Annotated in this window: 22 protein-coding genes and 1 pseudogene; 12 read left to right on the top strand and 11 right to left on the bottom strand. The window is 69.4% G+C overall.

Annotated features, from left to right (window positions below):
• Positions 1-5 precede the first annotated feature (5 nt).
• The gene (locus ACTWQA_RS32710; RefSeq protein WP_305914161.1) at positions 6-671 is read left to right on the top strand and encodes an NUDIX hydrolase; all 666 of its coding nucleotides are present in this window, start codon (positions 6-8) and stop codon (positions 669-671) included.
• Positions 672-876: 205 nt separating this feature from the next.
• Here the strand turns inward: ACTWQA_RS32710 and ACTWQA_RS32705 are convergent, their stop codons facing one another.
• Together ACTWQA_RS32705 and ACTWQA_RS32700 are read right to left on the bottom strand one after the other, a co-directional pair.
• On the bottom strand, positions 877-2,250 hold the full coding sequence (locus tag ACTWQA_RS32705; protein ID WP_443162852.1) for an ATP-binding protein: 1,374 nt from the start codon (positions 2,248-2,250) through the stop codon (positions 877-879).
• Between the two features lie 72 nt (positions 2,251-2,322).
• Positions 2,323-2,970 carry a GNAT family N-acetyltransferase gene (locus ACTWQA_RS32700; protein ID WP_443162851.1) on the bottom strand — a complete coding sequence of 216 codons (648 nt, stop codon included), beginning with the start codon at positions 2,968-2,970 and terminating at the stop codon, positions 2,323-2,325.
• 108 nt (positions 2,971-3,078) lie between these two features.
• Here ACTWQA_RS32700 and ACTWQA_RS32695 point away from each other — a divergent pair, with 108 nt between their 5' ends.
• On the top strand, positions 3,079-3,987 hold the full coding sequence (locus tag ACTWQA_RS32695) for a glycerophosphodiester phosphodiesterase family protein (RefSeq protein WP_443162850.1): 909 nt from the start codon (positions 3,079-3,081) through the stop codon (positions 3,985-3,987).
• A gap of 53 nt (positions 3,988-4,040) precedes the next feature.
• Here the strand turns inward: ACTWQA_RS32695 and corA are convergent, their stop codons facing one another.
• A complete protein-coding gene (gene corA / locus ACTWQA_RS32690) occupies positions 4,041-5,108 on the bottom strand; it encodes a magnesium/cobalt transporter CorA (protein ID WP_327586522.1) in 1,068 nt (355 codons plus the stop codon).
• A gap of 400 nt (positions 5,109-5,508) precedes the next feature.
• Between corA and purD the strand changes: the two genes are divergently transcribed.
• The 4 genes from purD to ACTWQA_RS32670 all read left to right on the top strand — a co-directional run bounded on the left by purD (position 5,509) and on the right by ACTWQA_RS32670 (position 10,390).
• Entirely contained in the window at positions 5,509-6,723 is a 1,215-nt protein-coding gene (gene purD / locus ACTWQA_RS32685) for a phosphoribosylamine--glycine ligase (RefSeq protein ID WP_327586521.1), read from the top strand.
• Positions 6,720-7,556, top strand: a complete 837-nt coding sequence (locus ACTWQA_RS32680) for a phosphoribosylaminoimidazolesuccinocarboxamide synthase (protein ID WP_443162849.1) — start codon at positions 6,720-6,722, stop codon at positions 7,554-7,556. Before purD ends, ACTWQA_RS32680 begins: the two co-directional genes overlap by 4 nt.
• 77 nt (positions 7,557-7,633) lie before the next feature.
• The gene (gene murA / locus ACTWQA_RS32675; protein ID WP_305914183.1) at positions 7,634-8,899 is read left to right on the top strand and encodes a UDP-N-acetylglucosamine 1-carboxyvinyltransferase; all 1,266 of its coding nucleotides are present in this window, start codon (positions 7,634-7,636) and stop codon (positions 8,897-8,899) included.
• 201 nt (positions 8,900-9,100) lie between these two features.
• Positions 9,101-10,390, top strand: a complete 1,290-nt coding sequence (locus tag ACTWQA_RS32670; protein ID WP_305914182.1) for a GTP cyclohydrolase IIa — start codon at positions 9,101-9,103, stop codon at positions 10,388-10,390.
• Between the two features lie 564 nt (positions 10,391-10,954).
• On the opposite strand, the gene ACTWQA_RS32665 is transcribed toward ACTWQA_RS32670, so the two are convergent.
• Positions 10,955-11,380 carry a rhodanese-like domain-containing protein gene (locus tag ACTWQA_RS32665; RefSeq protein WP_443162848.1) on the bottom strand — a complete coding sequence of 142 codons (426 nt, stop codon included), beginning with the start codon at positions 11,378-11,380 and terminating at the stop codon, positions 10,955-10,957.
• Between the two features lie 149 nt (positions 11,381-11,529).
• On the opposite strand from ACTWQA_RS32665, the gene ACTWQA_RS32660 reads away from it, so the two are divergent.
• Positions 11,530-12,549, top strand: coding sequence for an EamA family transporter (locus ACTWQA_RS32660; protein WP_443162847.1), 1,020 nt, complete (start codon positions 11,530-11,532; stop codon positions 12,547-12,549).
• Here ACTWQA_RS32660 and ACTWQA_RS32655 read toward each other — a convergent pair.
• Positions 12,484-13,713: pseudogene (locus ACTWQA_RS32655) on the bottom strand (aspartate aminotransferase family protein); the annotation flags it as partial. The gene ACTWQA_RS32660 and the pseudogene ACTWQA_RS32655 sit on opposite strands and share 66 nt — an antisense overlap.
• A gap of 115 nt (positions 13,714-13,828) precedes the next feature.
• Here ACTWQA_RS32655 and ACTWQA_RS32650 point away from each other — a divergent pair.
• Genes ACTWQA_RS32650 through ACTWQA_RS32630 form a run of 5 tightly spaced genes read left to right on the top strand, consistent with a single transcriptional unit; the run spans position 13,829 to position 18,621 of the window.
• Positions 13,829-14,686 carry a fumarylacetoacetate hydrolase family protein gene (locus ACTWQA_RS32650; RefSeq protein ID WP_443162846.1) on the top strand — a complete coding sequence of 286 codons (858 nt, stop codon included), beginning with the start codon at positions 13,829-13,831 and terminating at the stop codon, positions 14,684-14,686.
• Between the two features lie 9 nt (positions 14,687-14,695).
• Positions 14,696-15,778 carry a helix-turn-helix domain-containing protein gene (locus ACTWQA_RS32645; protein WP_443162845.1) on the top strand — a complete coding sequence of 361 codons (1,083 nt, stop codon included), beginning with the start codon at positions 14,696-14,698 and terminating at the stop codon, positions 15,776-15,778.
• Positions 15,779-15,794: 16 nt separating this feature from the next.
• On the top strand, positions 15,795-16,676 hold the full coding sequence (locus ACTWQA_RS32640; RefSeq protein ID WP_443162844.1) for a BadF/BadG/BcrA/BcrD ATPase family protein: 882 nt from the start codon (positions 15,795-15,797) through the stop codon (positions 16,674-16,676).
• On the top strand, positions 16,673-17,884 hold the full coding sequence (locus tag ACTWQA_RS32635; protein WP_443162843.1) for a hypothetical protein: 1,212 nt from the start codon (positions 16,673-16,675) through the stop codon (positions 17,882-17,884). The genes ACTWQA_RS32640 and ACTWQA_RS32635 overlap by 4 nt, the downstream gene beginning before the upstream one ends.
• Positions 17,881-18,621, top strand: coding sequence for a sugar isomerase domain-containing protein (locus ACTWQA_RS32630; RefSeq protein ID WP_443162842.1), 741 nt, complete (start codon positions 17,881-17,883; stop codon positions 18,619-18,621). Before ACTWQA_RS32635 ends, ACTWQA_RS32630 begins: the two co-directional genes overlap by 4 nt.
• Here ACTWQA_RS32630 and ACTWQA_RS32625 read toward each other — a convergent pair.
• The 6 genes from ACTWQA_RS32625 to ACTWQA_RS32600 are packed head-to-tail and all read right to left on the bottom strand — an operon-like array spanning position 18,618 to position 25,345.
• Positions 18,618-19,961 (bottom strand): transcriptional regulator, encoded by a 1,344-nt coding sequence (locus ACTWQA_RS32625; RefSeq protein ID WP_443162841.1) that lies wholly within the window; start codon positions 19,959-19,961, stop codon positions 18,618-18,620. The genes ACTWQA_RS32630 and ACTWQA_RS32625 overlap by 4 nt on opposite strands.
• Complete coding sequence (locus tag ACTWQA_RS32620) at positions 19,940-20,746, bottom strand: amidohydrolase family protein (RefSeq protein WP_443162840.1); 807 nt, start codon at positions 20,744-20,746, stop codon at positions 19,940-19,942. Before ACTWQA_RS32620 ends, ACTWQA_RS32625 begins: the two co-directional genes overlap by 22 nt.
• Positions 20,743-21,480, bottom strand: coding sequence for an amidohydrolase family protein (locus tag ACTWQA_RS32615; RefSeq protein WP_443162839.1), 738 nt, complete (start codon positions 21,478-21,480; stop codon positions 20,743-20,745). The genes ACTWQA_RS32620 and ACTWQA_RS32615 overlap by 4 nt, the downstream gene beginning before the upstream one ends.
• Positions 21,464-23,089 (bottom strand): heparinase II/III family protein, encoded by a 1,626-nt coding sequence (locus tag ACTWQA_RS32610; RefSeq protein WP_443162838.1) that lies wholly within the window; start codon positions 23,087-23,089, stop codon positions 21,464-21,466. The genes ACTWQA_RS32615 and ACTWQA_RS32610 overlap by 17 nt, the downstream gene beginning before the upstream one ends.
• Positions 23,086-24,072 (bottom strand): Gfo/Idh/MocA family protein, encoded by a 987-nt coding sequence (locus ACTWQA_RS32605; RefSeq protein ID WP_443162837.1) that lies wholly within the window; start codon positions 24,070-24,072, stop codon positions 23,086-23,088. The genes ACTWQA_RS32610 and ACTWQA_RS32605 overlap by 4 nt, the downstream gene beginning before the upstream one ends.
• Positions 24,062-25,345: an ABC transporter substrate-binding protein gene (locus ACTWQA_RS32600; protein WP_443162836.1), complete on the bottom strand. Its 1,284-nt coding sequence runs from the start codon at positions 25,343-25,345 to the stop codon at positions 24,062-24,064. Before ACTWQA_RS32600 ends, ACTWQA_RS32605 begins: the two co-directional genes overlap by 11 nt.
• Positions 25,346-25,516 lie beyond the last annotated feature (171 nt).

Below are 25,516 nucleotides of genomic sequence, written 5' to 3'. Positions count from 1 at the left end.
CGGTCATGGTCCCGAGCGTCCCGGTCAGCGTCGACCTGGTCGTCCTCACCGTGCGTAACCACGCGCTGAGCGCCCTGGTGTGGCGCCGCGACAACCCGCCGTTCCTGCGGCGCTGGTCACTGTCGGGCGGCTTCATCCAGCTGGATGAGGACCTGCCGGACGCCGCCCGCCGCATCCTCGCGGAGCGGGCGGGACTCCCGGGCGCGCCGGTGCACCTGGAGCAGCTCCAGACCTACGGCTACCCGGACCGCGACCCCCGCCAGCGGGTCCTGAGCGTCGCCTACCTCGGCCTGGCCCCGGACCTGCCGGCCTCGGAGAAGGCGCACATGAGCTGGCAGCCGGTGGACGCCCTCACGGTCATGGCCTTCGACCACCGCCGGATCATGCTCGATGGTGTGGAGCGGGCCCGGGCGAAGCTGGAGTACACCTCGCTGGGGGCGGCGTTCTGCCCGCCCGAGTTCACGGTGGCGGACCTGCGTCGCGTGTACGAGATCGTCTGGGGCCGCCCCCTGGATCCCAGAAACTTCCACAGGAAGGTCACCAAGGCGGAGGGCTTCCTGGTGGAGACCGGGGCCAGCACGACCCGCGACGGCGGCCGCCCCGCCAAGCTCTACCGCCGCGGCCCCGCCGAGCTCCTCCACCCCCCGATGCTCCGCTCGCTCAAGGAATGATCCCTAGCGCGGTGCGGGCACCACGGACAGCTCGCGCAGCGCGGCCTTGCTCGCTGTAGAAGTACTCGTCACTTCGCGAGAGTGGACGACATACCTGCCGACCCTTGCTCGCCAGAAAGCCCCAACTGTGCCCATATCAGGCCAGAACCCTAGCAAAACGGACATCAGAGGCGGTTGACCAGCCCCGCTCCTTCAGGGATGGCTCTCAGGCTGGATGGGCGAAGATGTCGGCCGCCGTCACGCACAGCGTGTCCGGAGGCGCATGGGTGATCTCGTCCCGCGCGCAAACCGCGAATCGAAGCCCTTCTATGTCCTTGGTCAGGTTGGCGGCCTTCCCAGCCAGCCCTGTGATGATCCTGGCCGCGTTCACGTTCCTGGCCCATTTCGCCTCACCGACCATGGTGGGCCGGCGGGAGCGCCCGACGAGGACCGTCGCGTCGATCTGGTGCTGTCCGTCCGCCTGCCACCATGGTCCGACGGCCACGACGTCCGGCGCTATCTCGGCGGCCCGTAGCCGGAGGTGGTCGCGGAAGGCCTCCTCCCAGGCGCCGCCGAGATGGTCGTTCAAGGAGTCGATGAGCACGGGAAGGATCGTCTCGCCGAGCCCGCGATCGATCTCGGGCATGACTCGCGAGAGGACACCGAGGTAGAAGGCCAGGAAGTTGTCCGCGATCCGGTAGATCTTGCGGCGGCTGCGTCCGGTCTCCGTGACGGGCTGAATGCGCTCCACGAGACGCAGTGCGAGGAGATCGTTGAGAGTCCTGGTCGGGTCCGCCCGGATGGCGTCGGCGATCTCGTTGTGCTTGGTGTAGCCCTCGGCGATGGCTTGGAGTGTCGCCGACAGGTGGATGCCCTTTCCTGCCTCCGTCGCCAGGACCAGGTCGCCCTCTCGGATCATCTTGGCGTCGGGATGACAGGCCAGCCGCGCGAGATTGCGCTCGACCGAGAGGTCGGGTCGCCACCAGGAGAGGTAGAGGGGCATGCCGCCAACGATGCCGTAGACCAGTGCCCGATCCGATGGTGACAACTCCGGCAGCATCTCGGCGGCCTCATGAGGCCGGAAGGGATGCAGTTGCATGGTGAGGTCGAAACGCCCGTAAAGGGGTGCTCGGTACTCCTGGATGGACTGCATGGTCCGTACGGCGGAACCGCAGACGATGATCCGCAGGCGGCTGTGGCCGTGCGAATGATCGAGAAAGGCACGGAGCACGCCCTCGAGCTCGGGGGCTGTGGCGATGAGTTCGGGGAATTCGTCGAGGATCAGGAGAAGAGGCTCCTCAGCCGCTTGCCTGCCAAGGTGGTCGAAGACCTCGTCCCAGGTCTGGTATGGCCGGGTGGCGAGGTCACGCGTGGCCGAGGGAACGACGCAAGCCATCCGCGAGGACAGCTCTTTCAACTCCCAGAGTGGGGTCCGGCCACCGCCGGTATGGAAGATCACCCGCTTGTCCCTGGCGAAGTGCTGCAGCAAGGCGGTTTTGCCGACCCGACGGCGCCCCCAGAGCAGCGCCGGGCGCGGATGGGTCTCCTCCCACCACTCCTGGAGTGTGCGCAACTGATCTCTTCGGCCGACGAAATCCATGAGGTGAGGGTAACCGACATCTTTGTCGGCGACGTCGATGTCGGCGACAAAGATGTCGGTAACTTCAGGCCTTCAGGTCAACACCACGGCGGTCATCGGGGTGTGGAGGGTCCAGCCCACCGTTTCGTACAGGGCCTGGCCGTCCGAGGTCGCGACCAGGATGCCCGTCCGCGCCCCCCGGGAGGCGGCCGTCGACGCCAGCGTGTTCATGATGATCGTGCCGAGGCCGCGGCGGCGGTGGCCGGCGGCCGTTTCCACCTGGTCGACCACGGCGGCCGAGCCCGCCACGGCGACCTGGCCGCGGGCCGCGACCTCGCCGGCGGCCGTCAGGAGCCGGGCCGCCGTGACGCCGGCCCTGGTGGTGATGGCCAGGGTGTAGCCGGGCGGGGCCTGCGGGGTCGCGGTGCGGGCCAAGGGGGCGGTCATCATGAACTCCCGGTCCTTGACCGTCCAGGCCGGAGGCAGGTAGGAAGCGACGGCCTCGGCGGGGGCGCAGAGTTTGAGCCAGGTGCCGGGCCTCGTCAGCGTCGTGGTCAGGTGGTGGAGGACCTCCGGGGTGGGGGCGGGGACGATGTGGCGGGCCACGTGACCGGGTAGGCCGACGTCCACGCGCAGCCCCCACGGTTCGCGTACGGGGCGTGGCGTGTTGCGGGAGATGACCCAGCCGTCGACCCATGCCCGGACTGTTGGGGAATGGGCGGGTTTGAGAACCTCCGTCATAGAGAACAGCCTATTGTCCGCCGGTTACCGCACGATGGGGCGTAGCAGGATAAAAAGGACACGGCGTGGCACCGCCTAGACGTGCCCGGTGGCAGGTAGGGTCCGGGTGTGCGCGTTGAGATTCATGGTCACCGAGGTGCGCGGGGTCTCTGGCCGGAGAACACCCTGCCGGGTATGAGCCGCACGATGGAGCTCGGCGTTCACGCGCTCGAGCTGGACGTGGCGCTCACCGGCGATCGGCGCCTCGTGCTCACGCACGATCTCACGGTGTCCGCGGTCACCAGCGCCGACACGCGGCCGCTGCGTGCCGGCGATCCGCTCTACCCCTACGTCGGCAAGCCGATCAACGCGCTCACCCTGGCCCAGCTGCGCATGCTCGACGTGGGCGTACGGTGGCCACGGCATCTCGACGACCCCTTCGCGTTGACGCAGGCCGCCATGCCGGAGACCAGGATGCCGACGCTGGGCGCGGTGCTGGGGCTGGTGAACGCCTACGAGGCGGAGGGCGTACGCCTGCATGTCGAGCTCAAGTCGGATCCCACCAGACCGGAGCTGACGCCGGATCCCGAGATGTTCACCGAGCTCGTCATCGACGAGCTCGACCGGCACGGCAGGCTGGGCAACGTGGCCATCCTGAGCTTCGACTGGCGCATCCTGCGGCACGCCGCCGAGATCGCGCCGGGCACGCGCCGGTTCGCGCTCATCGAGCTGGACACCCTGCACTGGCACGAGGGCGGCCTGGGAGACGACATTCCCGCCGCCGCGCGCGCGGCTGGGGCCACCACGCTCTCGCCCGAGCACGTCATGGTGGACGAGGCGCTGATGGCGCAGGCGGCCGCGGCGGGACTCGACGTGGCCGTATGGACGGTCAACGAGCCGGGATTGGCCGGACGGATGCTGGATCTCGGGGTGGCGGGGATCGTGACCGACTATCCCGATCGCCTGCGGAAGGTGTGGCGTGAGCGCGGGCTCGAGCTGCCCGCGCCGGTCGGTCCGCTCAAGCCCGTAGGCGTCTGACCGCGAGCCCGTCAGCGCTCGAGCCCTCTGCGGTCCGCGCCCGGTCTCCGGAGCTACAGCCAGCCGTTCCTGCGGAAGCCGCGGTGCAGCAGCACGCAGGCGGTGACCATGAGGGCCAGCACCGCCGGGTAACCCCAGACCTGCTTGGTCTCCGGCATGAAGTCGAAGTTCATGCCGTAGACGCCGGCGATCATCGTGGGCACGGCCAGGATGGCCACCCATGACGAGATCTTGCGCATGTCCTCGTTGGCCAGCGCGTTCGAGCGGGCCAGAGCGGCCTGCAGGATCGAGCTGCACAGCTCGTTCGAGGACTCCACCTGCTCACACACCCTGGACAGGTGGTCGCCGACGTCGCGGAAGTATTCCCGCATCTCCGACGGGATCACGCGGCGCTGGGGCAAGGCGGACAAGGGGGCCTGCAGCGGGGTGACGGCCCGCTTCATCTCGAGCATCTCCCGCTTGAGCTGATAGATCCGGTTGATGTCGCGGGAGCTGACGTCGGCGAACACGGTGGCCTCGACCTCTTCGAGCTCCATCTGCATGAGGTCGGCGACCTGGAGGTATTGGTCGACGACGTGGTCGGAGATGGCGTGCAGCACGCCGGCCGGACCCCGGTTCATCAACTTGGGCTTGTCCTCAAGGCGCTCGCGCACCACGGTCAGCGGGCAGTGCTCACCGTGCCGCACCGTCACCACGAAATCCACGCCGAGGAACACCATGATCTCGCCAGTGGCGATGATCTCGCTGTTGGCGGTCAGCTCGTCGTGGTCGAGGTAGGCGACGGTCTTCAGCACCATGAACAGCGAATCGCCATATCGCTCGACCTTGGGGCGCTGGTGCGCCTTGACGGCGTCCTCGACGGACAGCGGGTGCAGACCGAACACCTCCGACAACCACTCCACCTCGGGGGCTTCCGGCTCGTGCAGTCCCACCCAGACGAACGCCTTGGCGCCCTCAGTGGCCTTGTTGTGCTCGCGCACGTGCTCGAGCGCTTCCACGATGCCGGTCGCCGAGACCTTCTTGCCCTGGACGTAGGCGCCGAATTCGACGATGGAGTCGACGGGGGGCACGCAGATCTCACGTGCCGGCTTGGCGAACTGGTGCGCGGCGCGCGACGGCACGGGGTGACGGTTGATACGACGGAAAAGCGTGGACGAGCGCATGGCAGTCCCTTTCCGCCCGACATGGCACGCTCCACGCGCGATGAAAAGTCACCTCAATCAACACACATGCGTGGAGGCACGATCAGGCTGCCGGATTGGAGTGGTCGGGGGTATGCGGGGAGTACGTGGCAAAGCACGTACTGCTGGGATCACCAGGATTCATCCCGGACCACCTCCAATCGCTAGAGACGCCGTAAAGCCGCCTTAACTTACCACAGGCGACTGAACCTAACCGACGATACCGGCCCAAGCGCTCGCCGTTCAGGTAGAACTCGACAAAGATTGTCGCCTGTTCCGGCATGTGGTGTCCTGGAGGCCAGAGCCTGCGCCTGGCCGCGGGCCTGCGACAATGGAGCGTGTGCGCGTTCTAGTCATTGGTTCCGGAGGGCGTGAGCACGCCCTATGTCGTTCGCTCAAGCTCGATCCCCAGGTCAGCGAGGTCCTTTGCGCCCCGGGCAACCCGGGCATCGAGCGGTTCGCGGCCGTCTATCCCGTCGATCCCCTCGATCCGGCGCAGGTGGCCGAGCTGGCCATGCGGCTCCGGGTCGATCTCGTGGTGGTCGGACCGGAGGCCCCGCTCGTGGCCGGCGTGTCCGATGCCGTGCGCGAGGCGGGCATCGCCTGCTTCGGGCCCTCCAGCGAGGCGGCCATGATCGAGGGGTCAAAGGCCTTCGCCAAGGAGATCATGAGGGCGGCCGACGTGCCGACCGCGCGGGCCCGGGTGTGCACCACCGAAGAGGAGGCCGCGGCCGCCCTCGACGCGTTCGGGGCACCCTACGTGGTCAAGGACGACGGCCTGGCGGCCGGCAAGGGCGTGGTGGTCACCCATGACCGCGAGCAGGCGCTGGCGCACGCGCTGACCTGCGACCGGGTGGTGATCGAGGAATACCTGGACGGCCCCGAGGTGTCGCTGTTCGCGCTGTGCGACGGGAGCACCGCCGTGCCGTTGCAGCTCGCGCAGGACTTCAAGCGGCTCCACGACGGCGACGGGGGGCCCAACACGGGTGGCATGGGGGCCTACACACCGCTCCCCTGGGCGCCGGAAGGGCTCACCGAGCAGGTCATGCGGGAGGTCGTGCATCCGACGATCGCCGAGTTGTCGCGGCGCGGACTGCCGTACCAGGGAGTGCTCTACGTGGGTCTCGCCCTGACCTCGAAGGGGCCGAAGGTGGTCGAGTTCAACGCCCGTTTCGGGGACCCGGAGACGCAGGTGCTGCTCGACCGGCTGGAGACGCCGCTGGGCGGGCTGCTGATGGCGTGCGCGACGGGCGAGCTCGGGCTGGACCCGGTGTTCAAGGAGGGCTCCGCGGTGACCGTCGTGATCGCGGCACAGAACTACCCGGTCGCGCCGGTCAAGGGCGACGTGATCACGGGGCCGCAGGAGACCGAGCACGCGTACGTGCTGCACGCCGGCACCAAGTGGGCCGACGACGACGTCGTCTCCGACGGCGGCCGGGTGCTGAACGTGGTCGGCAGTGGGCCCGACCAGGAGAGTGCGCGCGAGGCGGCCTATGACCTCGTCGGCCGGATCAAGCTGCGCGGCTCGCACTACAGGACGGACATCGCCCGATGAAGCTCGTGCACTCCGGCAAGGTCCGCGATCTCTACGAGACCGAGGACGGCCTGCTGCTGATGGTCGCCTCCGATCGGATCTCCGCCTTCGACTACGTGTTGCAGCCGGACATCCCGGACAAGGGCGCCATTCTCACGCAGATGTCGTTGTGGTGGTTCGACCAGCTCAAGGACGTCGTGCCCAACCACATCGTGGCCCGGGGCGACGACCCGCACAGCGTCCTGTGCCGGCCGTTGCGGATGGTGCCGGTGGAGTGCGTGGCGCGGGGCTACCTGACGGGCGGCGGGCTCAACGAATACCGCGCCGGCGGCACGGTCTCCGGCGTGCCCCTGCCGGACGGGCTGGAGGACGGGTCCAGGCTGCCGGAGCCGATCTTCACGCCGTCCACCAAGGCGCCCGTGGGGCAGCACGACGAGCCGATCTCGTACAAGCAGGTCGTGGCCGAGGTCGGTGCGGAGACCGCCGAGGAGCTGCGGCGGATCACGCTGGCCGTCTACACGCGTGGCGCGGAGATCGCCCGCGAGCGCGGCATCATCGTGGCCGACACCAAGATCGAGCTGGGCTGGGACGCCGATGGCGTGCTGACACTGGGCGATGAGGTGCTGACTCCAGATTCCTCGCGGTTCTGGCCGGCCGACGAGTGGCGGCCAGGTCGGACTCAACCGTCTTTTGACAAGCAATATGTACGGGATTGGCTCCTCTCACCCGAATCCGGATGGGACAAAGACTCCGGAAACCCCCCACCTTCGCTCCCCGATCACGTGATCGAGCAGACCAGGCAGCGATACCTAGAAGCATATGAGCGGCTCACGGGGACTCCCTTTAGCGGATGATTCGGCTGGGTCATGTGGTGTTAGCGACTACTGTTGGCCCGATCAAGCCTCACCGTTGATTTCAAGGAGCCGCACGAATGGTCCGTTACCGCGTGCGCGGTGGCAACGCACTGCGCGGAACCGCGTTCATCCAGGGCGCGAAGAACGCCGTGCTACCCATGATCGGTGCGGCTCTGCTCGCCGCGAAGGGCCGCACCGTCCTGCGCAACGTGCCGATCATTGAGGACGTCCGCCGCGCCGTGGAGCTGGCCGAGGCCATCGGCGCGTACGTCGAGCTGCACGAGTCAGAGCGCACGCTGGTCATCGACGCCTCCAAGCTGGACAGCCCGGTGCTGCCCGCCGAGATCGCCAGGCGTTTCCGCGGCTCGGTCCTGTTCACCCCCGCGCTGCTGCACCGGCTGGGCGAGGCGATCATCGAGGGAGTCGGCGGCTGCAATCTCGGCAGCCGCAACCTCGACTTCCACTATCTCGGCTACAAGCGGCTGGGCGCGATCGTGGACGAGGGCGAGACGGTCATCCACGTCAAGGTGTCCGGAATGACCGGCGCCACTCTCTACCTCGACACCCCGTCCCACACCGGCACGGAAAACCTCATCATGGCCGCCGCCCTGGCCAAGGGCACGACCGTGATCGAGAACGCGGCGCTGGAGCCCGAGGTGCTCGACGTCATCGACATGCTCACCAAAATGGGCGCGCGCATCAGCGGCGGCGGCACCGGGTTCATCACCGTGGAGGGCGTGGACGAGCTCCACGCCGTCGAGCACACGGTGATGCCCGACCGGCTGGACGCGGGCGTGTTCGCGATGGCGGCGGCGATCACCGGGGGTGAGCTGAGCCTGGTGGGCACCGGCCTCGACCTGGGCGTGGTGCGCTACAAGCTGGAGCAGATGGGCGTCGAGTTCGCCCGGCAGGGCGCGGTGCTGCACGTGCGCTCCGAGGGCAAGCTGCGGCCCATCAACATCATCACCGACACCTACCCGGGCTTCGCCACGGACCTGCAGTCCCCGATGATGACGGTCGCGGCGCTGGCCGACGGCACCAGCTACATCCACGAGCGCATCTTCGACGGCCGGTTCGCGCTGGCCGGCGAGCTCAACAAAATGGGGGCGAACGTCGAGGTGGACGGCAGCCGGGCCGTCGTGCGCGGCCGCACGCCGCTGACCGGCACCCGGGTGACGGCGCACGACTTGCGCTCGGGCATCGCGCTCGTGCTCGCGGGCCTCGCGGCCGACGGCGAGACGGTGATCGACTCGGGATACCTGATCGATCGCGGTCACGCACATCTCGCCGCACGAATGCGTGCGCTCGGCGCGGACATTACACGAGAGATTTCCGAACACTAAAAATCGCGCGTAAAACCGCGTTGAGCTGCTGAGACCTCTAGTCGGGCGGGCATCCTGAACGGCTTTCCGGAAAAGTCGGGCGTGACATTTCGGCCCCCGCGAGCGATCGTTCCAAAAGAGAGCACTGCAACGGATGGCAGGATGGGACGAACATTGGTCGAGAGGGCCGAAGAAACTCCCCGAGTGTCACGCCCGGGCGCAATGACACCGGACCTCACCATTGGCGTGGTCGGACCCCACGACTTGGTGGAGCGGGTCATGCTGATGGGTCACGCCGCGGCGCCGTTGCCGTGTCGCCTAGTGGCGGCCGCCTACCGCGACGAGCAGGAGGCGCCGGACAAAGTGACGCGGCTCGGGCCCGGCGTCGACGCATGCCTGTTCGCCAGCCCGGTCCCTTATGACCTGGCCAGGCGTTCCGGTGTGCTGACGATGCCCGCGACGTACGTCCAACTCGGTGGAGCAGCATTGGTGGCGGCGTTGGCCAAGGCCGCGCTCGACACCCGCATGGACCCCCAGCGGGTCAGCATCGACGTGGTGAGCCGGGCCGATGTCGAGGAGGCGTACACCGACCTCGGCATTCCCGCCACGGACGTGCACAGCCGCGACGAGCCGGGCGCCACCGGCACGATCGCGGCCTACCACGAACGCCTGGCCCGGCAGGGCGCGACCACGGGAGCCTTGACGTGCCTGCCCGCCGTGGCCGAGCGGCTGCAGGCGGCAGGCGTGCCGGTCATCAGGATCAGGCCGACCTCCGCGGCGGTGCGCACGGCGCTGCACACAGCGGCGCTGCTCGGCGCGCACCACCGGCTGGAGGAGTCGCAACTGACCGTGGTGCTGGTGGAGGTGCCGACGCTGCGCGAACCCGTGCGCCGCGCCGCGCCCCGCTACTGGCGCGACGAGCTGCGGCTGTCCCTGCACCGGCTCCTGGTCCAGGAGGCGAACCGGATCAACGCCACCGTCTGGCCGATCGACGATCACAGCTACCTGGTCACCGCGACCAGGGGGTCGATCGCGGCGGCCACGGACGGGTTCAGGGTGTTGCCGTTCGCGGCCAGGATCAGGGACGAGCTGGGGCTGGCGGTCGAGGTCGGCGTGGGCATGGGGCGCACGACGCACGACGCGGAGTCACACGCGCGGGCTGCGCTGGCGCGCACGCAGGCCGGCAAACAGGCACAGGGGTTCGCGGTGGATCGCGAGGGGCGGGCGCTCATCCCGGCCCCGCGCATGCCGCCGACCGGATCCACCGCACTCAAGCCGAAGGGGGTGGAGGTACTGGCCCGGCTGGCGGCCAAGCTGGAAGGCGGCGACACGGTGGTCGACGCGGAAGGCGCGGGGAAGATGCTCGGTGTCACGCCTCGCACGGCTCGGCGGTTGCTGCGCACGTTGGTTGACGAGGGACTCGCGTGGCCGCTACCGCCCAACCGCACGCCGCAACCGGGTCGTCCGAGGCAGTTGTATCGGCTCATCGTGGAGAAGCTCGGTCCGCGATGATGTCTGGTCGTCTGTCTTGAGGCCCGCTGGCCCGCCGTCCATATCCGTGGACGGCGGGCCTCGTGTTCCGCCACCCCGTTTCCGGTGGCGGGCCTCATGATCCGCCGCCGTGTTTCCGGTGGCGGGCCTCGTGTTCCGCTGCCTCGGTCTCCGGTGGCGGGCCTCATGATTCATGCCGGCCCGCCGTTCCACGCGCGGGCCTTTGGCCCGCCATCAACACCATTTGTTACGGCGAGCCAACGCAGCGCCAACCGCCGTACGGGGCTGGGCTCTGTCCAGGGAGACGCTGCTGACCCGTTCACCGGCGGGCCGCCGCTACGGCGGCTTGGGGGCCGGTTACGGGGTGAAATTGACGGGCCCTGTCAGTCTGGGAACTTGGTCATTGACTCTTGTGAACTTGTTGGTTGACCCGCGTCGATGAGGGTATGTTCACGGACGCCCCCGATCGACAGGATTCGGACGGGGGCACCAATCTTTTCCGGCATGCCCTTGCGCGCCAGAGTGGGCGCTGCGCGGGGCTGTGGGGGTGCTGGGCGGGCCGATCGGCGGGGCCTAATGCCGCGATTAGCAGCCGCAAACTATTCCGCGTACGGGGGCCGTCAGCGTGTCCACCTCGCGGCGCGTGATTCCGGAGGCGGTCTCCACCGGGAAGCCCTCTCTGGCCCAATACTCAAAGCCCCCGAGCATCTCCTTTACCTCGTAGCCCAGCTTGGCGAATTCCAGGGCCGCGCGGGTGGCGCCGTTGCAGCCTGGGCCCCAGCAATACGTCACCACCAGGCTGCTCCTCGGGATCAGTGCGGCGGCTCGGGTGGCGATCTCGGCGGTGGGGAGGTGGACGGCGCCCTCGATGTGGCCCTGGTCCCAGCTCTCCTGGCTGCGGGAGTCGACCACGACGAAGTCGGGGGTCGCAGCCGCCAGGTCGGCGGCCACGTCGGCGACGTCGGTCTCGAAGGTCAGGCGGGCGGTGAAGTGGGTTACGGCGGCGGACATGTGGCTCCTTTCGGGTCTGAAGGGAGCCTGCCAGGTGGGTGCGTGCACCGACAGTGGCGCGAATGCCGCCTGTCGCTAATATCGTGCCAGAGTCCAGAGTCCGATACTCGCGGGCATTTTGTCGGTGTCCCCCGGTAAGGTCATGAGCCATGACTGTGAACACACCTGACAGCCGGGCTCCTCTCCTGGTCTGGGGCGCCTTGGCGATCGTCTATGTGGTGTGGGGTTCGACGTATCTGGGGATCGGCATCGCGATCGAGTCGATACCGCCCATGCTCAGCGGGGCCCTGCGGTTCATCACCGCCGCCGCCCTGCTTGCCGGTTTCCTGCTGGTGCGGTCGGGGCCGACGGTCTTCAGGATGTCGCGCAGGCAGTTCCTCGGCGCAGCTCTCGTGGGCGTGCTGCTCCTGACCCTGGGCAACGGGATGCTGGCGGTGGCCGAGCAGTACATCTCCACGGGGCTGGCAGCGCTCCTGGTGGCCTCGGTGCCGCTGTGGCTGGTCGTGTTCAGGTTCGCCGTGCGCGACCGCCCCAAGGCGCTCACGCTCGCGGGCGTGCTGGTCGGGCTCGGCGGGGTCGGGGCACTGTCGCTGACCGGCGCCGAGGGCGGCAGTGGCGCCGGGATCGTGGTGGTGCTGCTCGCCTCGGTGTCATGGGCCGTGGGCTCGTTCCTGTCGAGCAGGATCCAGATGCCCGCCAACGCGCTCGCCACCAGCGCGGTCGAGATGGTCGTGGGCGGTGCCGGACTGCTGGTGCTCGGCACCGGGCTCGGCGAGCGGCTCGATCTGTCGGCCGTCACCACCAGATCCTGGCTGGCGCTGGCCTACCTGATCGTGGTGGGGTCTTTGATCGGGTTCACCGCGTTCTCTTGGCTGCTCGGCAACGCCCCCATCTCGCTGGTGTCCACTTACGCGTACGTCAACCCGGCCGTGGCCGTCGCGCTGGGCGCGCTCGTACTGCACGAGCCGATCACGACCCAGGTGATCCTCGGCGGGCTGGTCATCTTGGCCGGCGTGGCACTGGTGATCTCAACCGAGCGGAAGGGACCGAAGCGCGTCCTCGAAGACCTCGACGGTGGCGGCGACGTCCGCCTCGGTGTGAGCGGTGGACAGGAACCACAGCCCTCGCGGCACCATGTTGACCCCGCGGTCGAGCAGCGCGGCGTGTAGACGGGCCATCATGGCGCGGTCGGTCCTGGCGAAGTCGCGGTAGTTCCGCACCGCGGGCGCGTCGGTGAAGTACGTCTGGAAAACCGGCCCGGGCCCGTCCACCAGCATCGGGACACCAACCTTGGCCGCGGCCCCGCGCAGTCCGGTCATGAGCTGCCGGCCTCGGGCGTAGAGGGTGCCATAGACCTCCTCACGCCGCTCGTCGAGGATGCGCAGGGTGGCCTCGGCGGCGGCGATGCCGACGGGCTGGGAGTTGAACGTCCCCGCATGCGCGACCTTGCCCGAGGAGATGGCGTCCATCACGAGCGCCCGCCCTGCCAACGCGGACACCTGCATGCCGCCCGCCATCGCCTTGCCGAAGACCGACAGATCGGGACTGACTCCGAGGTACTCCTGGGCACCGCCGGGAGCGAGCCGGAAACCGGTGATGATCTCGTCGAAGATCAGCACGCTGCCGTGGCGGTCGCACAGCTCGCGCACTCCCTGGAGGTAGCCGGGAGCCGGCTCGATGGCGCCGGTGTTGCAGAGCACCGGCTCCGCGACGACGGCGGCGATCTGTCCCGCGTGCTCGTCCATGAGACCGCTGAGCGCGTCCAGATCGTTCCAGGGGCAGATCACCAGGTCGGCGGCGGGCGGCTGGCCCGCGGTGCCGGGGACGGCGCGGGGGTGGTCCTGCGGTCCCGCGTCGTCCAGCGACGGGTGCACGCTGTAGAGGACCGGGTCGAGCCAGCCGTGGTAGTGGCCCTCGAACTTGAGGATCTTGGGACGTCCCGTGAAGCCGCGCGCCAGGCGCCACGCGGCGTGCGCGGCCTCGGAGCCGACGGTGTTGAAGCGGACCCGCTCCGCCGAAGGCACCATCGCGCACAACCGCTCGGCGACGCGGGCCTCCGCCGCGTGCTGGGCGGAGTAGACGATGCCGCGGGCCACCTGCGCGGTGACGGCCTCCACCACGGCCGGCGGGCAGTGGCCCAGCAGCGCGGGGCCCTGACCGAGCACATAGTCGATGTAGGCGTTGCCGTCGACGTCCCAGAGCCTGGCTCCTGACGCCCTGTCCACGTAGAGCGGCACACCCGCGGTACGGCGCGCGTCGCTGGAGACGCCGCCTGCGATGTAACGCTGGGCAGTGGCGTAGAGGTCGCGGCTGAGGTCCAGAGTCCGGGTCATGCCGACCATAAAACGGGGACACCTTGCCCGGCGACAAGAAAGAGAGCAAGAAGCAGGTCGTAAGCGCAAATTTCGGTGCTTGTGGAGGTCGGTGGGCCTTGATGGGCTTACGGACATGTTTCTTGGACGTATTCGGCGTACCCCCTCCAGCCCTGTCGAGCTGGTGGCCCGGCGCACGGCCGGCGAGCTGGTGAGCCTGGCCGATCTCGGCCCGGACCTCGGATCGGATCCAGTCGCGGCCCTGGACTCGTACGGGCTCGACCGCCTGACCGACCTGGTGGCCGACCGCGACGGTCCCACGCTGGACGAGGACGCCGTGCTCTTCGAGCCGCCCGTGGCCACCTGCACGAAGATCTGCTGTCTGGCGCTGAACTACCAGGAGCACGCGGACGAGAGCGGCCTGGAGGTTCCGCCGGAGCCGGTGTTGTTCTTCAAACCGCCGTCCGCGCTCGTGGGCCACAACCACCCGGTGCTCGCCCCTGCCCGTACCCGTCATCTGGAGCACGAAGTCGAGCTGGCCGTGGTCATCGGCAAGGTGACCAGGGACCTGCCGGCCGAGCGGTGGCGCGAGGCCGTCGCCGGATACACCGTGATCAACGATATGACGGCGCGCGACCTGCAACTGGCCAACATCGCCCGCAACGTGCCGTGGGACCAGTCCAAAGGGTTCGACACCTTCGCGCCTGCGGGCCCGTACCTGGCGACGGTGGACGAAGTGCCCGATCCACAGGCGCTGGAGCTGACCTTGGAAGTGGACGGCGAAGTCAGGCAGCGGGCCAACACCAGGCAGATGGTCTTCGGCCTCCCCCGGCTCATCGCCGACCTGTCCGACGGGATGACGCTGATGCCGGGCGACCTCATCGCGACCGGCACCATCGCCGGGATCGCCCCGCTCGAAGACGGCGACACCATGCGGGCGACGGTGGAGGGAATCGGAACGCTGGTAAATACGGTCAAATTTCGGTCCGCCTAAAGTAGAGACATGACCTACGCTGTGGCTGCTCTGGTGGACATCGACGACTTCATGGTCTCCGAGCAGGCTCGCGGGCGGTCATGGGCACAGCGTCAGCTCCGGCACGCCGACCAGGCGGTGCGCGCGGCCACCAGCGGCCGCCCGGGGGCGACCTGCCGCGCACAGCCGCCCGAGGAGTGGCTCGTCCTGCTGACGGGAGCCGATCCCGACGCGCTGATGTCCGACGCGACCGCGCTGGCGGAGGAAGTACGCGCCAGGATCGTCCGCGAGACGGCGTGCACCGCCACCGTCAGCCTGGGCTCGCCCAGCGTGGGCTCGATCGCGACCGAGCGGGACGCCCGGCGGGTCAACGGCTACAAGCTCGTGCTCGGCGGCGACCGGGTGATCGAGCCGCAGGCCGGTGGCAGAGTGGCCGCGATATCCGTCGATGGGCCACCCGTACGGATCGAGCGGGAGCTGACCAGGCGTGTCCGCGCGGGCGACAGCAACGGCGCGGCAGAGCTGCTGGCGAGCTGGGTCAACAGGTGCGCTCGCGACGCCGACCCCCAGACTCTGCGCGACTGGCTCATCGGGCAGCTGCTGTTCGTCGTGGACGTGGCCAACCGTGCCAGGCTGGCCGACGGTTCGACCGACTGGGTCGTGACGTGCGCCCGGCTGCCCATCGAGGACATCGTCGCGGTCGGCGACATCCACGAGCGCTCCTACCTGCACATGTGGCTGCGCGAGACGCTCGGGCGGCTGATGCCCGAGCCGCCACGCAGAGATGTGCTCGCGCTGGCGGAGGCGTACCTGGCCGAGAACTACACCGACCCGAGGATGCGCCTGGCGACGGTGGCGCAGGCGGTGGGCGCGAGCCCGTTCTACATCTCGCACCTGTTCGCGGAGGAGCGCCGCACCACGTTCCTGCGCCACCTGACGGGCCTGCGCCTGCGGCATGCGCGCCGGCTGCTGTCCACCACCACCCTGCCGGTCGACGTGATCGCCGCGCACACGGGCTACCCGAGCGCCAAGGCGCTGCGGAGCGCGTTCAGCCGCCACGTCGGCTGCTCTCCCACCGAGTACCGCCGGGCGGGATTCCGGCCCGGATCGTGACCAGGACGGTGTCTTCATGGACTTGGCGATCGACGGCGGGCAGACGGGCCTGCGGCTCGGCCTGGCCGAGCGGGGGCGGATCCAGGAGATCCGCGAGCTGCCCGGCCTGTCGTACGCGGAGGGCTCCCCGGTCAAGGCCGTGCTGGAGCGGATCGGGACGGGATGGGGGGAACTCGGCACCATCTGCCTCGGGCTGACCACGGTCCTGGATGATCCCGGCAAACTGGCCGGCCACCTGCTCGCCACCGCCCGCCGGGTGATGATCACGACCGATGTGGTCACCTCGCACGCGGGCGCGTTCTCGGGCGGCAAGGGCGTGGTGCTGGCCGCGGGCACCGGAGCGATCGCACTGGGCGTGGGTGACGACATCCGGCAGGTGGACGGCTGGGGCTACCTCTACGGCGACGCGGGCAGCGGCTTCTGGATCGGCCGCCGCGGCCTCGACGCCGCCTGCCGGGGCTTCGACGGGCGCGCGGAACCGGGCCCGCTCACCGAGCGTGCCCAGGCCGTGTTCGGCGACCTGGCCGGCCTGCCCGGACGCCTCTACCTCGCCCCCGACGCGGTGGCGCGGATCGCGCGCTTCGCGGTCCACGTCCTGGAGCTGACGGAAGACCGTACGGCCCGGGCCATCGCCGAGGAGGCGGCCCGCGAACTGGCGGGCACGGTGGCGGCGGCAGCCCGCTGCTTCGCGGAGGGAACGGCGGTGCCCGTCGCGTGGACCGGCCGCCTGCTGCGTGACTCCGGGCTCCGTACCGGGTTCGAGGCGGAGCTGGCCCGGCTGCTCCCCAGAGCGAAGCTCCACCCCCCTGCGGGTGACAGTCTCGCGGGCGCCGCCCTGCTGGCCGCCTCCGCAGGGCCCGGCCGCTACCAGGCGATGATCAGAACGGCGGAACGATGAGAGTGGGATACGGCACCACCGATCTGCCCGTACCGGACGGCACGCCGATGGGCGGTTACCTCGACCGGCCGGGGCCGTCCACGGGGCTGGCCGACCCGCTGTCGGTGAGCGCGCTGACCTGGTCGGACGGCGAGAGGCGGTTCGCGCTGGCGACCGCCGACATCATCTGCGTCAACGAGGACCTGGCCAGGCGGGCCAGGCAGGCGGCCGGATGCGAGCTGTGGCTGGCGGCGAGCCACACCCACGCAGGGCCCGAGACCGGCTGCGTACCAGGCGGCGGGCCGACGCCCGAGCCATGGCTCGAACGGGTCACCGAGGCGGTCGGCACGGCTGTACGGCAGGCGATCGACAGGGAGAGGCCGTGTGAGGGCACGGTGTACCGCGGCGAACTGCAGGGCGTCGGCTCCGATCGGAGCAGACCACGAGCGCCCGCCGTGGTTCCGCTCGACCTGATCGCCGTGTACGACGGCGGGCTCGCCGGGGTCCTGGTGGTCCTTCCCGTGCACCCCACCGTGCTGCCTGCGACGAACCGCCTGGTCAGCGCCGACCTGGTCGGAGCCGTACGCAGGAGTCTGAGGAAGCGGCTCGGCGAGGACGTCTGGGTGGTGGTCGCCACCGGCGCGGCCGGTGACATCAGCACCCGCCACACCAGGCGAGGCCAGGACGCGGCGGAGCTGGAACGCCTGGGTGCGCTCGTCGCCGACCGCTGCGCCGACCTGCTGGCAGGTCCGGGGACGCCGCTCTGGCGAGCCGGAGCGGCCGGCCGGTGGATCTCCTGGGCCACGCGACGCCTGACGCTCGAACCCACCTCCACGACGGCCGACGAGGCGGCGCTCATCGCCGGGTACGAGCAGGCCGCGGCGTCGGGCGACCCGGTCGTCACCCGTCTGGCCCGCAGCAGGCTCGAAGGACTGCGGGCCCGCACCGCACGGCCCGTCCGGACGGGCGTCGACGTGAACGTCGCCCGCCTCGGCGGGCTCGCCCTCGCCGGGCTGCCCGGCGAGCCGTTCCTCGCTGTCGCCGAGCGCATCGCCGACCGGCCCGGCGAGCCGACCCTGGTCCTGGGCTACGTCAACGGGTATCCCGGCTACCTGCCGACGGCGGGCGCCTACCAGCACGCCGAGTACGAGGTGCTGGCCAGCCAGGTGGCTCCGGGCAGCGCCGAACTGATCGCCGAGACCGCACGACAGCTACTGGAGGATTTGTGATCGACCAGAGCGCGTACGCGCAGATCGCCAGATCGGCCGTGGACCGGCTGCTCACCGCCGAATGCGATGCGATCGGAAAGGCGGGCGCGCTGGTCTTCGCCTCGTTGCGGGCGGGCGGGGTGCTCCAGGCGTTCGGCACCGGCCATTCGAGGTCCGTCGCGCTCGAACTCACCGGCCGGGCCGGCGGGCTGGTGCCGGTCAACCAGCTCGGCATCCGCGACATCGCCTACTACGGTGACGCCTCACCACGTGACATCCTCGACCCGAAGATCGAGCGCGAGCCCGGCCTGGCCGCGCGCGTCTGGGAGCTGGCCGACATCCGGCCGGAGGACGTTTTCGTGATCATCTCGAACTCGGGTGGCAATGCGGCGATCGTCGAGATGGCCCGCCTCGCGGTGCGGCACGGGCACCAGGTGGTCGCCATCACCTCTCGCGCGCACACCGCCGGACTGGTCGTGGACGAACGACTGGCGGACCTGGCCCAGGTGGTCATCGACAACGGCGCGCCGTACGGTGACGCCGCGCTGCCGCTGCCAGGCGGCGGCACGGCCGGCGGCGTCTCGACCCTCACGGGCGTGCTGGCCGCGCAGCTCCTGGTGGCCGACGTCGTCGGCCGCTTCCTCGCCGCCGGCGAGGCGCCTCCCGTCTTCCGGTCGGCCAACACCCCGGGCGGGGACGCACACAACGCCCGGCTGCTGGAAAGGTACGGCTCGCGTGTGCGCCTCGGCGACGCCTAGGCCCGCACGAGCCGGTACGGCTGGCGCGGCCGGCCCGCCTGGGTGCCCTTGACCGGGGGCATCGGCCAGGCCAGCCCCTCCTCCGCGAGGCTCTGAAGAACCCGGCGAGCACTACGCGGAGAGACCGACAGCACGTCGGCGACGATCTCGGCGTCGACCACCATCGTGTCGCCGTCGTCGAGGCTCTCCACCAGGCGTTCGAGCAGTTTGGCCGCCTTGGTGGAGACGACGGGCACGCTCTCCTGCCGTTTGCGCCTGCGCACCGGCAGCGACAGCACGGTGCCGTCGCCCCCGACCAGGTACGCGGCGGCGCCACCGGCGTTGCGCGCCTTCTCGACGGCCGCCAGCGCGTTGGCGTCGGCGTCGCGGGCCGTGCTTCCGAGCCCGATGCCGACCTCGACGGCGACCCCGGCCTCGGAGTGGATCCGGTCCATGAACGGCGCCACTCTGAACCCGTCGGTGGCCTGATTGAGAGCACCGACGGTGGCGGTGACGACGTAGCTGTTCTCGTCTCGGGGCACCACCGTGGCGCCCATCAGCCGCGCGTCGGCGAGCAGCGAGCGGTGCAGCGACAGTTTCAGCTCCTGCTGCCAGTAGTTGCCCGGCCCGGAGTAATTGGGCTTGGCGGAGGCGGCGAGCTCGACGACCACGATGGCGATCTGTGCATCCTCCAGCCTGCTGCCGGTGCCGAGCAGGGCGGCGGTGTTGAGTGCGAGGCGCAAGGTGTGGGAGGTCGGCAGCAGGCGCAGCACGGGCACCTTGGCGGCGGTCAGCTTGTTGGCGACGCTCCTTATCGTGGTGAGCGCCGCCGTGGTCTCCCCTTGTCGGTAGAGCTGCTCGTGGAAGGCGCTGAAGCCGCGCGCCGACTCCGGCCGGTCGTACTCGGAGAGGTGCACGCCGGCCGTGCTCACGCCGATCTCACCGTACGCCTCGTCCACGTCGGCGGCGGGCAGCGAGTCGATGCTCACCCTGGACGGGTCGATCCCGTGACTGAGCACCCCGCGCAGCAGGCTGGCGTACAGGCTGGCCCCGCTCATGGGCACGAATGTGGCAGGGACCAGCAGTTCGCCCGCCTGCCTGGCCAGGTCGTGCTGGAGCGGCCCGGTGAACAGCACCACGTCGATGCTGTCGGAGATCCGCAGGAATTTGTCGTAGGTCTCGTGCTCCTCGGCATGCGGCGCGCCGACCAGCCGCCAGTCGGCCGCGGCCGGAAGGTCGGCGCCGATCATCATGATCTCTTCGACGAGATCGTGCGGCCCTACGATCCCGATCGCCACTCTGGACCTCGACTCCGAACGCAGCCGATCCATGATCTTGATCACCCCAGTCCGGATCTCCACTGAAGCAAGCGGGTCATCGTCGCACCGAGCACCGCGGCCTGGTCCTTCTCCCCGAGGCCACTGAAGAGTACCCTCCCCAGCGAGATCCGAAGATCGATGAAGGGGAAGTCGGATCCGTAGACCACTCGGTCGACCCCGACCTCCCGTACCATCCTGGCGATGTCGGGCCCGGTGTTGAAGGACCCGCACACCTCCAGGATCACACCTGGGCGCCGCTGCGCCACCTCTATGGCCTTCTCGAAACCGAGCGGGGTCGCGCCCGCGTGCCCTGCGATGATCACCACGTCGGGATGCTCCGACGCGACGGCGTCCACTTCCGCCAGGTCGTTGTAGGGAGAGCCGTCGTAGGTGTGGGTGAGCACAGGGCAGCCGGTGCGCTGCGCGAACTCCCACACACCGGCGTAGCGCCTGCCGGTGAGCGGGTAATCGTGCAGATCGGGGTGGATTTTGATGCCGCCGAAGCGCGGATCCGCCCCCCATTTGCCCAGCTCGCCGTCGGGGTCCTGCCAGGGGTTGATCGTCAGATACCCGGTGAAGCGGTCCGGCGCGCGGTCCACCGCCTCGGCGGTCGCGGCGTTCCCCGCCGCCGCGTCGAGCTGGATCGCCAGGTGGCTGGAGAGGACGGCGTGCGCCACGCCGCACCTGTCCATCACCCTGACCATCGCGTCCGGGGACGCATCGGGGATGAAGAACAGGCTGTAGGGGCCGGCGTGCGCGTGTGCGTCGACGATCCTGACGCTGGTCTGCGGGCGCCGCCGCCACAGCGCGGAGGTGATCGCGTTCACACGGTCCTCACGGGTAGCAGGTCCAGCAGGGTGCCGGCGCCGATGGCCGCCACGGCCCCGTCGTCGAGCTCCGACCACAGCAGCCGAGTGACCGCCTCGGCCGGGTCTCTGAGCGGCGCGCCCGTGCCGAAGACGAGACGGCGCTCGCCGTAACGCCCGACGAGCCATTCGAGTCCGCAGTGCGAGGACAAGTTGGCCAGGCCCAGGTAGACGTTACTGGTACGCGAGAGCACCCCGGCCGCCTGCCTTAGCTGGCGGTAGCCGAGCGCGCCCACCACAGTCCTCAGTTTCGGGTGTTCGGCGGCGACGGATTCCACCGCGAACCAGCCGGTCTGGGCCGCGTCCACGAACAGCGGCAGCCCGGCCTCCGCGACCGCGCCGAGCATGGCTGTGCAGTCGCCGCCCGCGAGGTCGTAGCCGTGGTCGGCGGGGTAGGCGCGCACGGCGCACACCCCGGACTCCAGCGCGGCGGTCACGAACTCGTCCGGCGTGCCGGTCTCGCCGCAGGTGTCGGGCAGCAGCACCCAGCAGGGGCGCAGCCTGGGCTGATCGGCGACCAGGCCGAGCAGTTCCCTGTTGCCCGTCGCGGGGTCGTGCAGCCACGACAGGGTGTGGCTGACCACGGCCTCCGCGATGCCGAAGCGGTCCATCCTGTCCAGCGCCTCCGTGATCGAGCCCGTGCCCACATCCCTGCGGGGGTAGCGCCCGAGCATCGCGTCAGCGTCGATCAGCATGAACCGTCCAATCTTCCGGGATTGAGGGTGGCTCGTCGCGGTAGGGGAAGATGCCGACGGTGAACCTGCCGTCGCTTCGCCTCAGGCCGAGCGAGTGGATCTCGCCGTACTCGGCGGTCCTGGTGGCGGGGTCGGGGATCCTGGCCGGACCCGTCCCGTACAGCACCTCGTCGGGCGGCTCCAGAGGCACTACGAAGATTCCGGGGCCGCGGGTGCCCACGAATCCACCGTCGTGCTCCACCCACGGCGACAGGCCGTGGATCTGCCAGACCGCCGCCGCGTCGATCCGGTCGGTGACGATCCAGTACGGGTGGTCGCCCTTGATGAAGACGATCGTGCGGTCATGCCGCGCGCTGTAGCCGTGATGGTGCCCGGCGAAGACGTCGGCCTCTGCGGACACGGAGAACAGGTCGCAGGCGGCGCGGCGGTCCTCGGTGTATTCCTCGCTGGGCACGAGCAGCGTGTTGTGCGCCCTGGTCGCCTGGTACCAGTCGTAGTAACCGGGGTCGTCGTAGGACGGCGGGCCGCCCCCTTCCCAGGCCAGCGGCACGCCCCAGCCGGACAGTACGAAGTCGAGCGCCGCGTGGTGGCTGTGCGGCTCGAGCTCGTGCCCCACGTAGGGCCCGTAGTTGATCACGGTGTGCAGGTGCCCGGCGCGGAAGATCGCGTAGCCGCTGGCGTCCAGCAGGTGCGACCCAGGCTCGGGCCGCACGCCCAGCTCCGCGCCGCGCCGGAGCGCGTCGGCGGGCCAGACCACGCCGCTGTCCTGCAGGTGCGGGATCCAGCCGCCGGAGGTGACCAGGGAGGCGAGCCAGGAGTGCATGGCCCGCACCCTGGGGTGCTCGGCGAAGCTCGGGTCCAGCGCCAGCACGCGGTGCACGGCGTCCAAGACCATGCCGTGGTAGCCGGGCGAGCGCTCGTGGTGCCCGCCGTCGGCCCGCACGTCGAGCTCCAGGTGCTCCAGGACGCGCGCCCGGCCGATCTCGGCCCACCGCGGTGCCTCGGGGAGCTCCGGGAAGAGCGTGGCGACGTGCAGGAGCTCGGCGGCGCAGACGAACTGCCAGTTGCCGTGCCGGAACTCGTCGTGCTCCTCCGCCGACCAGCGGGCGCCGCCGAGGATGGTCTTCATCATCATCGCCCAGCACTCGTCGCTGAGCGCGGGCTCGTCCGCCAGCTCCGCCATGGCCCGGGTGACGTGCATCGACCTGGCCCAGACGCCCAGCGAGTACCAGATGACGTCGAGGCCCGGCCAGTCACCTTCGACCTGGTCGCGCGTGCCGTACCACTGCCGGAACAGCCGGTCCCACTCCGCGGCGTAGCGCGCGTCGCCGGTCTCGCGGTAGGCGTGCACCAGCGGCGTCATCCACCGCAGGTAGTGGAAGCCGTACAGCCGCGAGCGCCCGCGCCCCTTGTCGAGGAAGTCGACCTCCGCGCCGATGAGCGCGTCGGCTTCCTCGATCGTCGCGGAGCCGTCCCAGGCGGGGGCGGGGCGGCGCCACGGCCTGGCCTCGGCGATCGACGTAACGCCCAGCTCGGCCAGGAGCGCCTCGTCGGTGATGTGCCGCATGCGCACCGGGTCAACATGCGGCGCCTTCTCCACATATTTCATGAGACCTTCACCGGCAGACCCGACCGGACGGACTCGTGCGCCGCCGCCAGCACCGCAGTGACGTGACGCGAGCTCTCCACCGTGATCAGCGGCTCGGTGCCGGTGCGCGCGCACGCCACGAAGTGATGGATCGCATCCCGGTACGCGCCGGCGGGCACGCCGTGCACGACCCGCTGCAGCATGTTGCGCGGGTACGTGTAGGCCTTGTCGGTGGCCAGCTGGATGTTCTCCTTCTGCCGGTCCAGCTGGATCACCCCGTCCTCACCGACGACGGTGACGTAGCTGTCGACCATCGTCGGGAACGTGTTGGGGTAGATCCACGCCGACTCGAACGTGGCCACCGCGCCGCGCCTGAAGCGGGCCTGGATCTGCACGGCGTCGGGCGTGTCGACGCCGCGGTCGCGCAGCTTGCCGTACCGGGCGGTGGCGAAGACCTCCACGACGTTGTCGTCGTAGAGCCACGTCAGCAGGTCGATGTCGTGGCTGGACAGGAACCACGCGCACGTCGTCTGGTCGGCCCAGCCGATCATCTCGGTCGGCACGTAGATCGTGTCGTCCTTGCGCGCGTAGCCGACCACCGGCTCGCCGATCATCCCCATCTGGTCCTTGGCCTGCGCGTAGGCAGGCACCCAGCGGTGGTTGAACAGGCACATGGCGACCACGCCCGCCTGCCGGATGGCCCGCACGGCCCGGTCGGCGTCCTCCACCGTGGTCGTGAAGGGTTTCTCGACCAGGATGTGCAGACCGGCCTCGGCCGCGGCGACCATCATGTCCGCGTGCAGGTGGTCCGGCGTGGTGATCGACACCGCGTCGACGAGCCCCGACCCGATCAGTTCCCGGTACGTCGGGAACACCGGCGCATCGGCCAGCGGCTTGCGGCAGACGGCGGTGATCTCGGCGTCGGGGTGCGCGGCCAGCACCTCGGCGTGGCCGCGTCCCATGATGCCGGTGCCGATGATCCCGATTCTGAGCTTAGGAGGCAAGTGCGTCATTCCATTGCTTCTCTGCTGTGTCGAGCGCCTCCTTGGCGCTCTTGGTCCCCGACAGGAATGCCCTGACCTCCTCGGAGAGGTACTCCCCGAGCTCGGCGTCCTTGCTGGTGCCGATGGGCCTGTACTCGAGCTTGGCCAGCCCCTTCACGATGACCTGGCGGGCCGCGCCCATCGCGTCGCCGCTCTCGGCCTGGGTGAAGAAGGCGTCCTTGGTGGAGGAGATCGTGGACGGGTAGATCGGCACGATCTTGCAGAAGGCCAGCTGGTTGGCGCCGTTGGCGACGTACTTGAGGAACTCGGCGGCCGCCTTCTTGTGCTTGGAGGCCTTGGGGATGGAGAAGGCCTGCTGGGCCAGGAGGAGGTAGTTGCCGGTGTTCATCTGGACCGGCTCGGTGATGACCAGGTCCTTGTAGACGTCGGGCGCGTTCTTCTGGATGTTGAGCAGCTCGGCGGCGTTGGCCGTCGGCTTGAAGGCGACCTGCTCGTTCTCCAGGCTCTGGGGCAGATTCCGGATGTCCTTGGAGATCGCGCCCGGCGCGATGCCGCTCTTGTAGCTCTTCTTGAACTTCTCCAGGATCTCCACGGCCTGTGGCGTGTTGAACTCGGCCTTCTTCTTGTCCGCCGACAGCAGGCTGATGCCGTAGTAGCGGAGCACGTTGTGGTCCGGGATGATGTTGGAGCCGTAGACCTTGGTCTCCTTGTAGACCTTGTCGCCCAACTCCAGTGCCTCGTCGTAGGACTTCGGCGGGGCGGCCTCGTCGAAGCCGGCCTTGCTCACCACGGACTTGCGGTACATCGCCACCGGAGCGCCGCCGTTGTACCAGGGCACGGCGTAGAGCTTGCCGTCGGTGCGCAGCGGTTCCACCAGGTTGGGTTGGAAGTCCGCCAGGTCTTCCGTCTTGAGCAGCTCGTCGAGCGGGGTCAGCGACGGGACGAAGCGGCCGAGCTCCACGGAGTTGACGTTGACAACGTCCGGCACGTCGCCGCTGGCCACGGCGGCCAGCAGCTTGGTCGCGCTCTCCTGGCCGGGCACGTCGACCCACTTGATCGTGACCTTCGGGTGCTGCTTCTGGTAGTCGGCGATGAGCCCGTCGATGTAGTCGCTGTAGTTCTTCTTGAGGTTGATCGTCCAGAACTCGACCTCGCCCTCGAAAGGCTGGTCGTCGGCGGCAGCCGGGCCGTTGGTTGACGTGCCGGCCACGCAGCCGGTGGTGAGGAGCGACAGCGCCAGCGCGCCTGTCACTAAGGCAAACCTACGGGACATCGCAGGGGTCCTCGATTCTGGCCGTCCTTAATCTCTTCTTTCGGCAGAATGCCAGCTCAGATTTTGCCGGTCAAGGTCCAGCTATTGACCGTCTCTATCAAGTCTGTATAACTTCTGGCCATCCGTTATCTGATCTACGGCCGCCACAATCACCAAGGAAGGGTGTGAAGC

The sequence above is a fragment of the Nonomuraea sp. 10N515B genome (genome assembly GCF_052245915.1).
GTDB lineage: Bacteria > Actinomycetota > Actinomycetes > Streptosporangiales > Streptosporangiaceae > Nonomuraea.
Note: the sequence above shows the minus strand (reverse complement) of the source record. Positions and strands in the feature narration are given on the sequence as shown.

Bases quoted from the DNA above. Each gene is read 5' to 3' on its own strand.
- ACTWQA_RS32710 (WP_305914161.1), top strand. From the start codon at position 6: ATGGTCCCGAGCGTCCCGGTCAGCGTCGACCTGGTCGTCCTCACCGTG.
- ACTWQA_RS32705 (WP_443162852.1), bottom strand. From the start codon at position 2,250: ATGGATTTCGTCGGCCGAAGAGATCAGTTGCGCACACTCCAGGAGTGG.
- ACTWQA_RS32700 (WP_443162851.1), bottom strand. From the start codon at position 2,970: ATGACGGAGGTTCTCAAACCCGCCCATTCCCCAACAGTCCGGGCATGG.
- ACTWQA_RS32680 (WP_443162849.1), top strand. From the start codon at position 6,720: ATGAAGCTCGTGCACTCCGGCAAGGTCCGCGATCTCTACGAGACCGAG.
- murA (WP_305914183.1), top strand. From the start codon at position 7,634: ATGGTCCGTTACCGCGTGCGCGGTGGCAACGCACTGCGCGGAACCGCG.
- ACTWQA_RS32670 (WP_305914182.1), top strand. From the start codon at position 9,101: ATGACACCGGACCTCACCATTGGCGTGGTCGGACCCCACGACTTGGTG.
- ACTWQA_RS32665 (WP_443162848.1), bottom strand. From the start codon at position 11,380: ATGTCCGCCGCCGTAACCCACTTCACCGCCCGCCTGACCTTCGAGACC.
- ACTWQA_RS32660 (WP_443162847.1), top strand. From the start codon at position 11,530: ATGACTGTGAACACACCTGACAGCCGGGCTCCTCTCCTGGTCTGGGGC.
- ACTWQA_RS32650 (WP_443162846.1), top strand. From the start codon at position 13,829: ATGTTTCTTGGACGTATTCGGCGTACCCCCTCCAGCCCTGTCGAGCTG.
- ACTWQA_RS32645 (WP_443162845.1), top strand. From the start codon at position 14,696: ATGACCTACGCTGTGGCTGCTCTGGTGGACATCGACGACTTCATGGTC.
- ACTWQA_RS32640 (WP_443162844.1), top strand. From the start codon at position 15,795: ATGGACTTGGCGATCGACGGCGGGCAGACGGGCCTGCGGCTCGGCCTG.
- ACTWQA_RS32635 (WP_443162843.1), top strand. From the start codon at position 16,673: ATGAGAGTGGGATACGGCACCACCGATCTGCCCGTACCGGACGGCACG.
- ACTWQA_RS32615 (WP_443162839.1), bottom strand. From the start codon at position 21,480: ATGCTGATCGACGCTGACGCGATGCTCGGGCGCTACCCCCGCAGGGAT.
- ACTWQA_RS32610 (WP_443162838.1), bottom strand. From the start codon at position 23,089: ATGAAATATGTGGAGAAGGCGCCGCATGTTGACCCGGTGCGCATGCGG.
- ACTWQA_RS32600 (WP_443162836.1), bottom strand. From the start codon at position 25,345: ATGTCCCGTAGGTTTGCCTTAGTGACAGGCGCGCTGGCGCTGTCGCTC.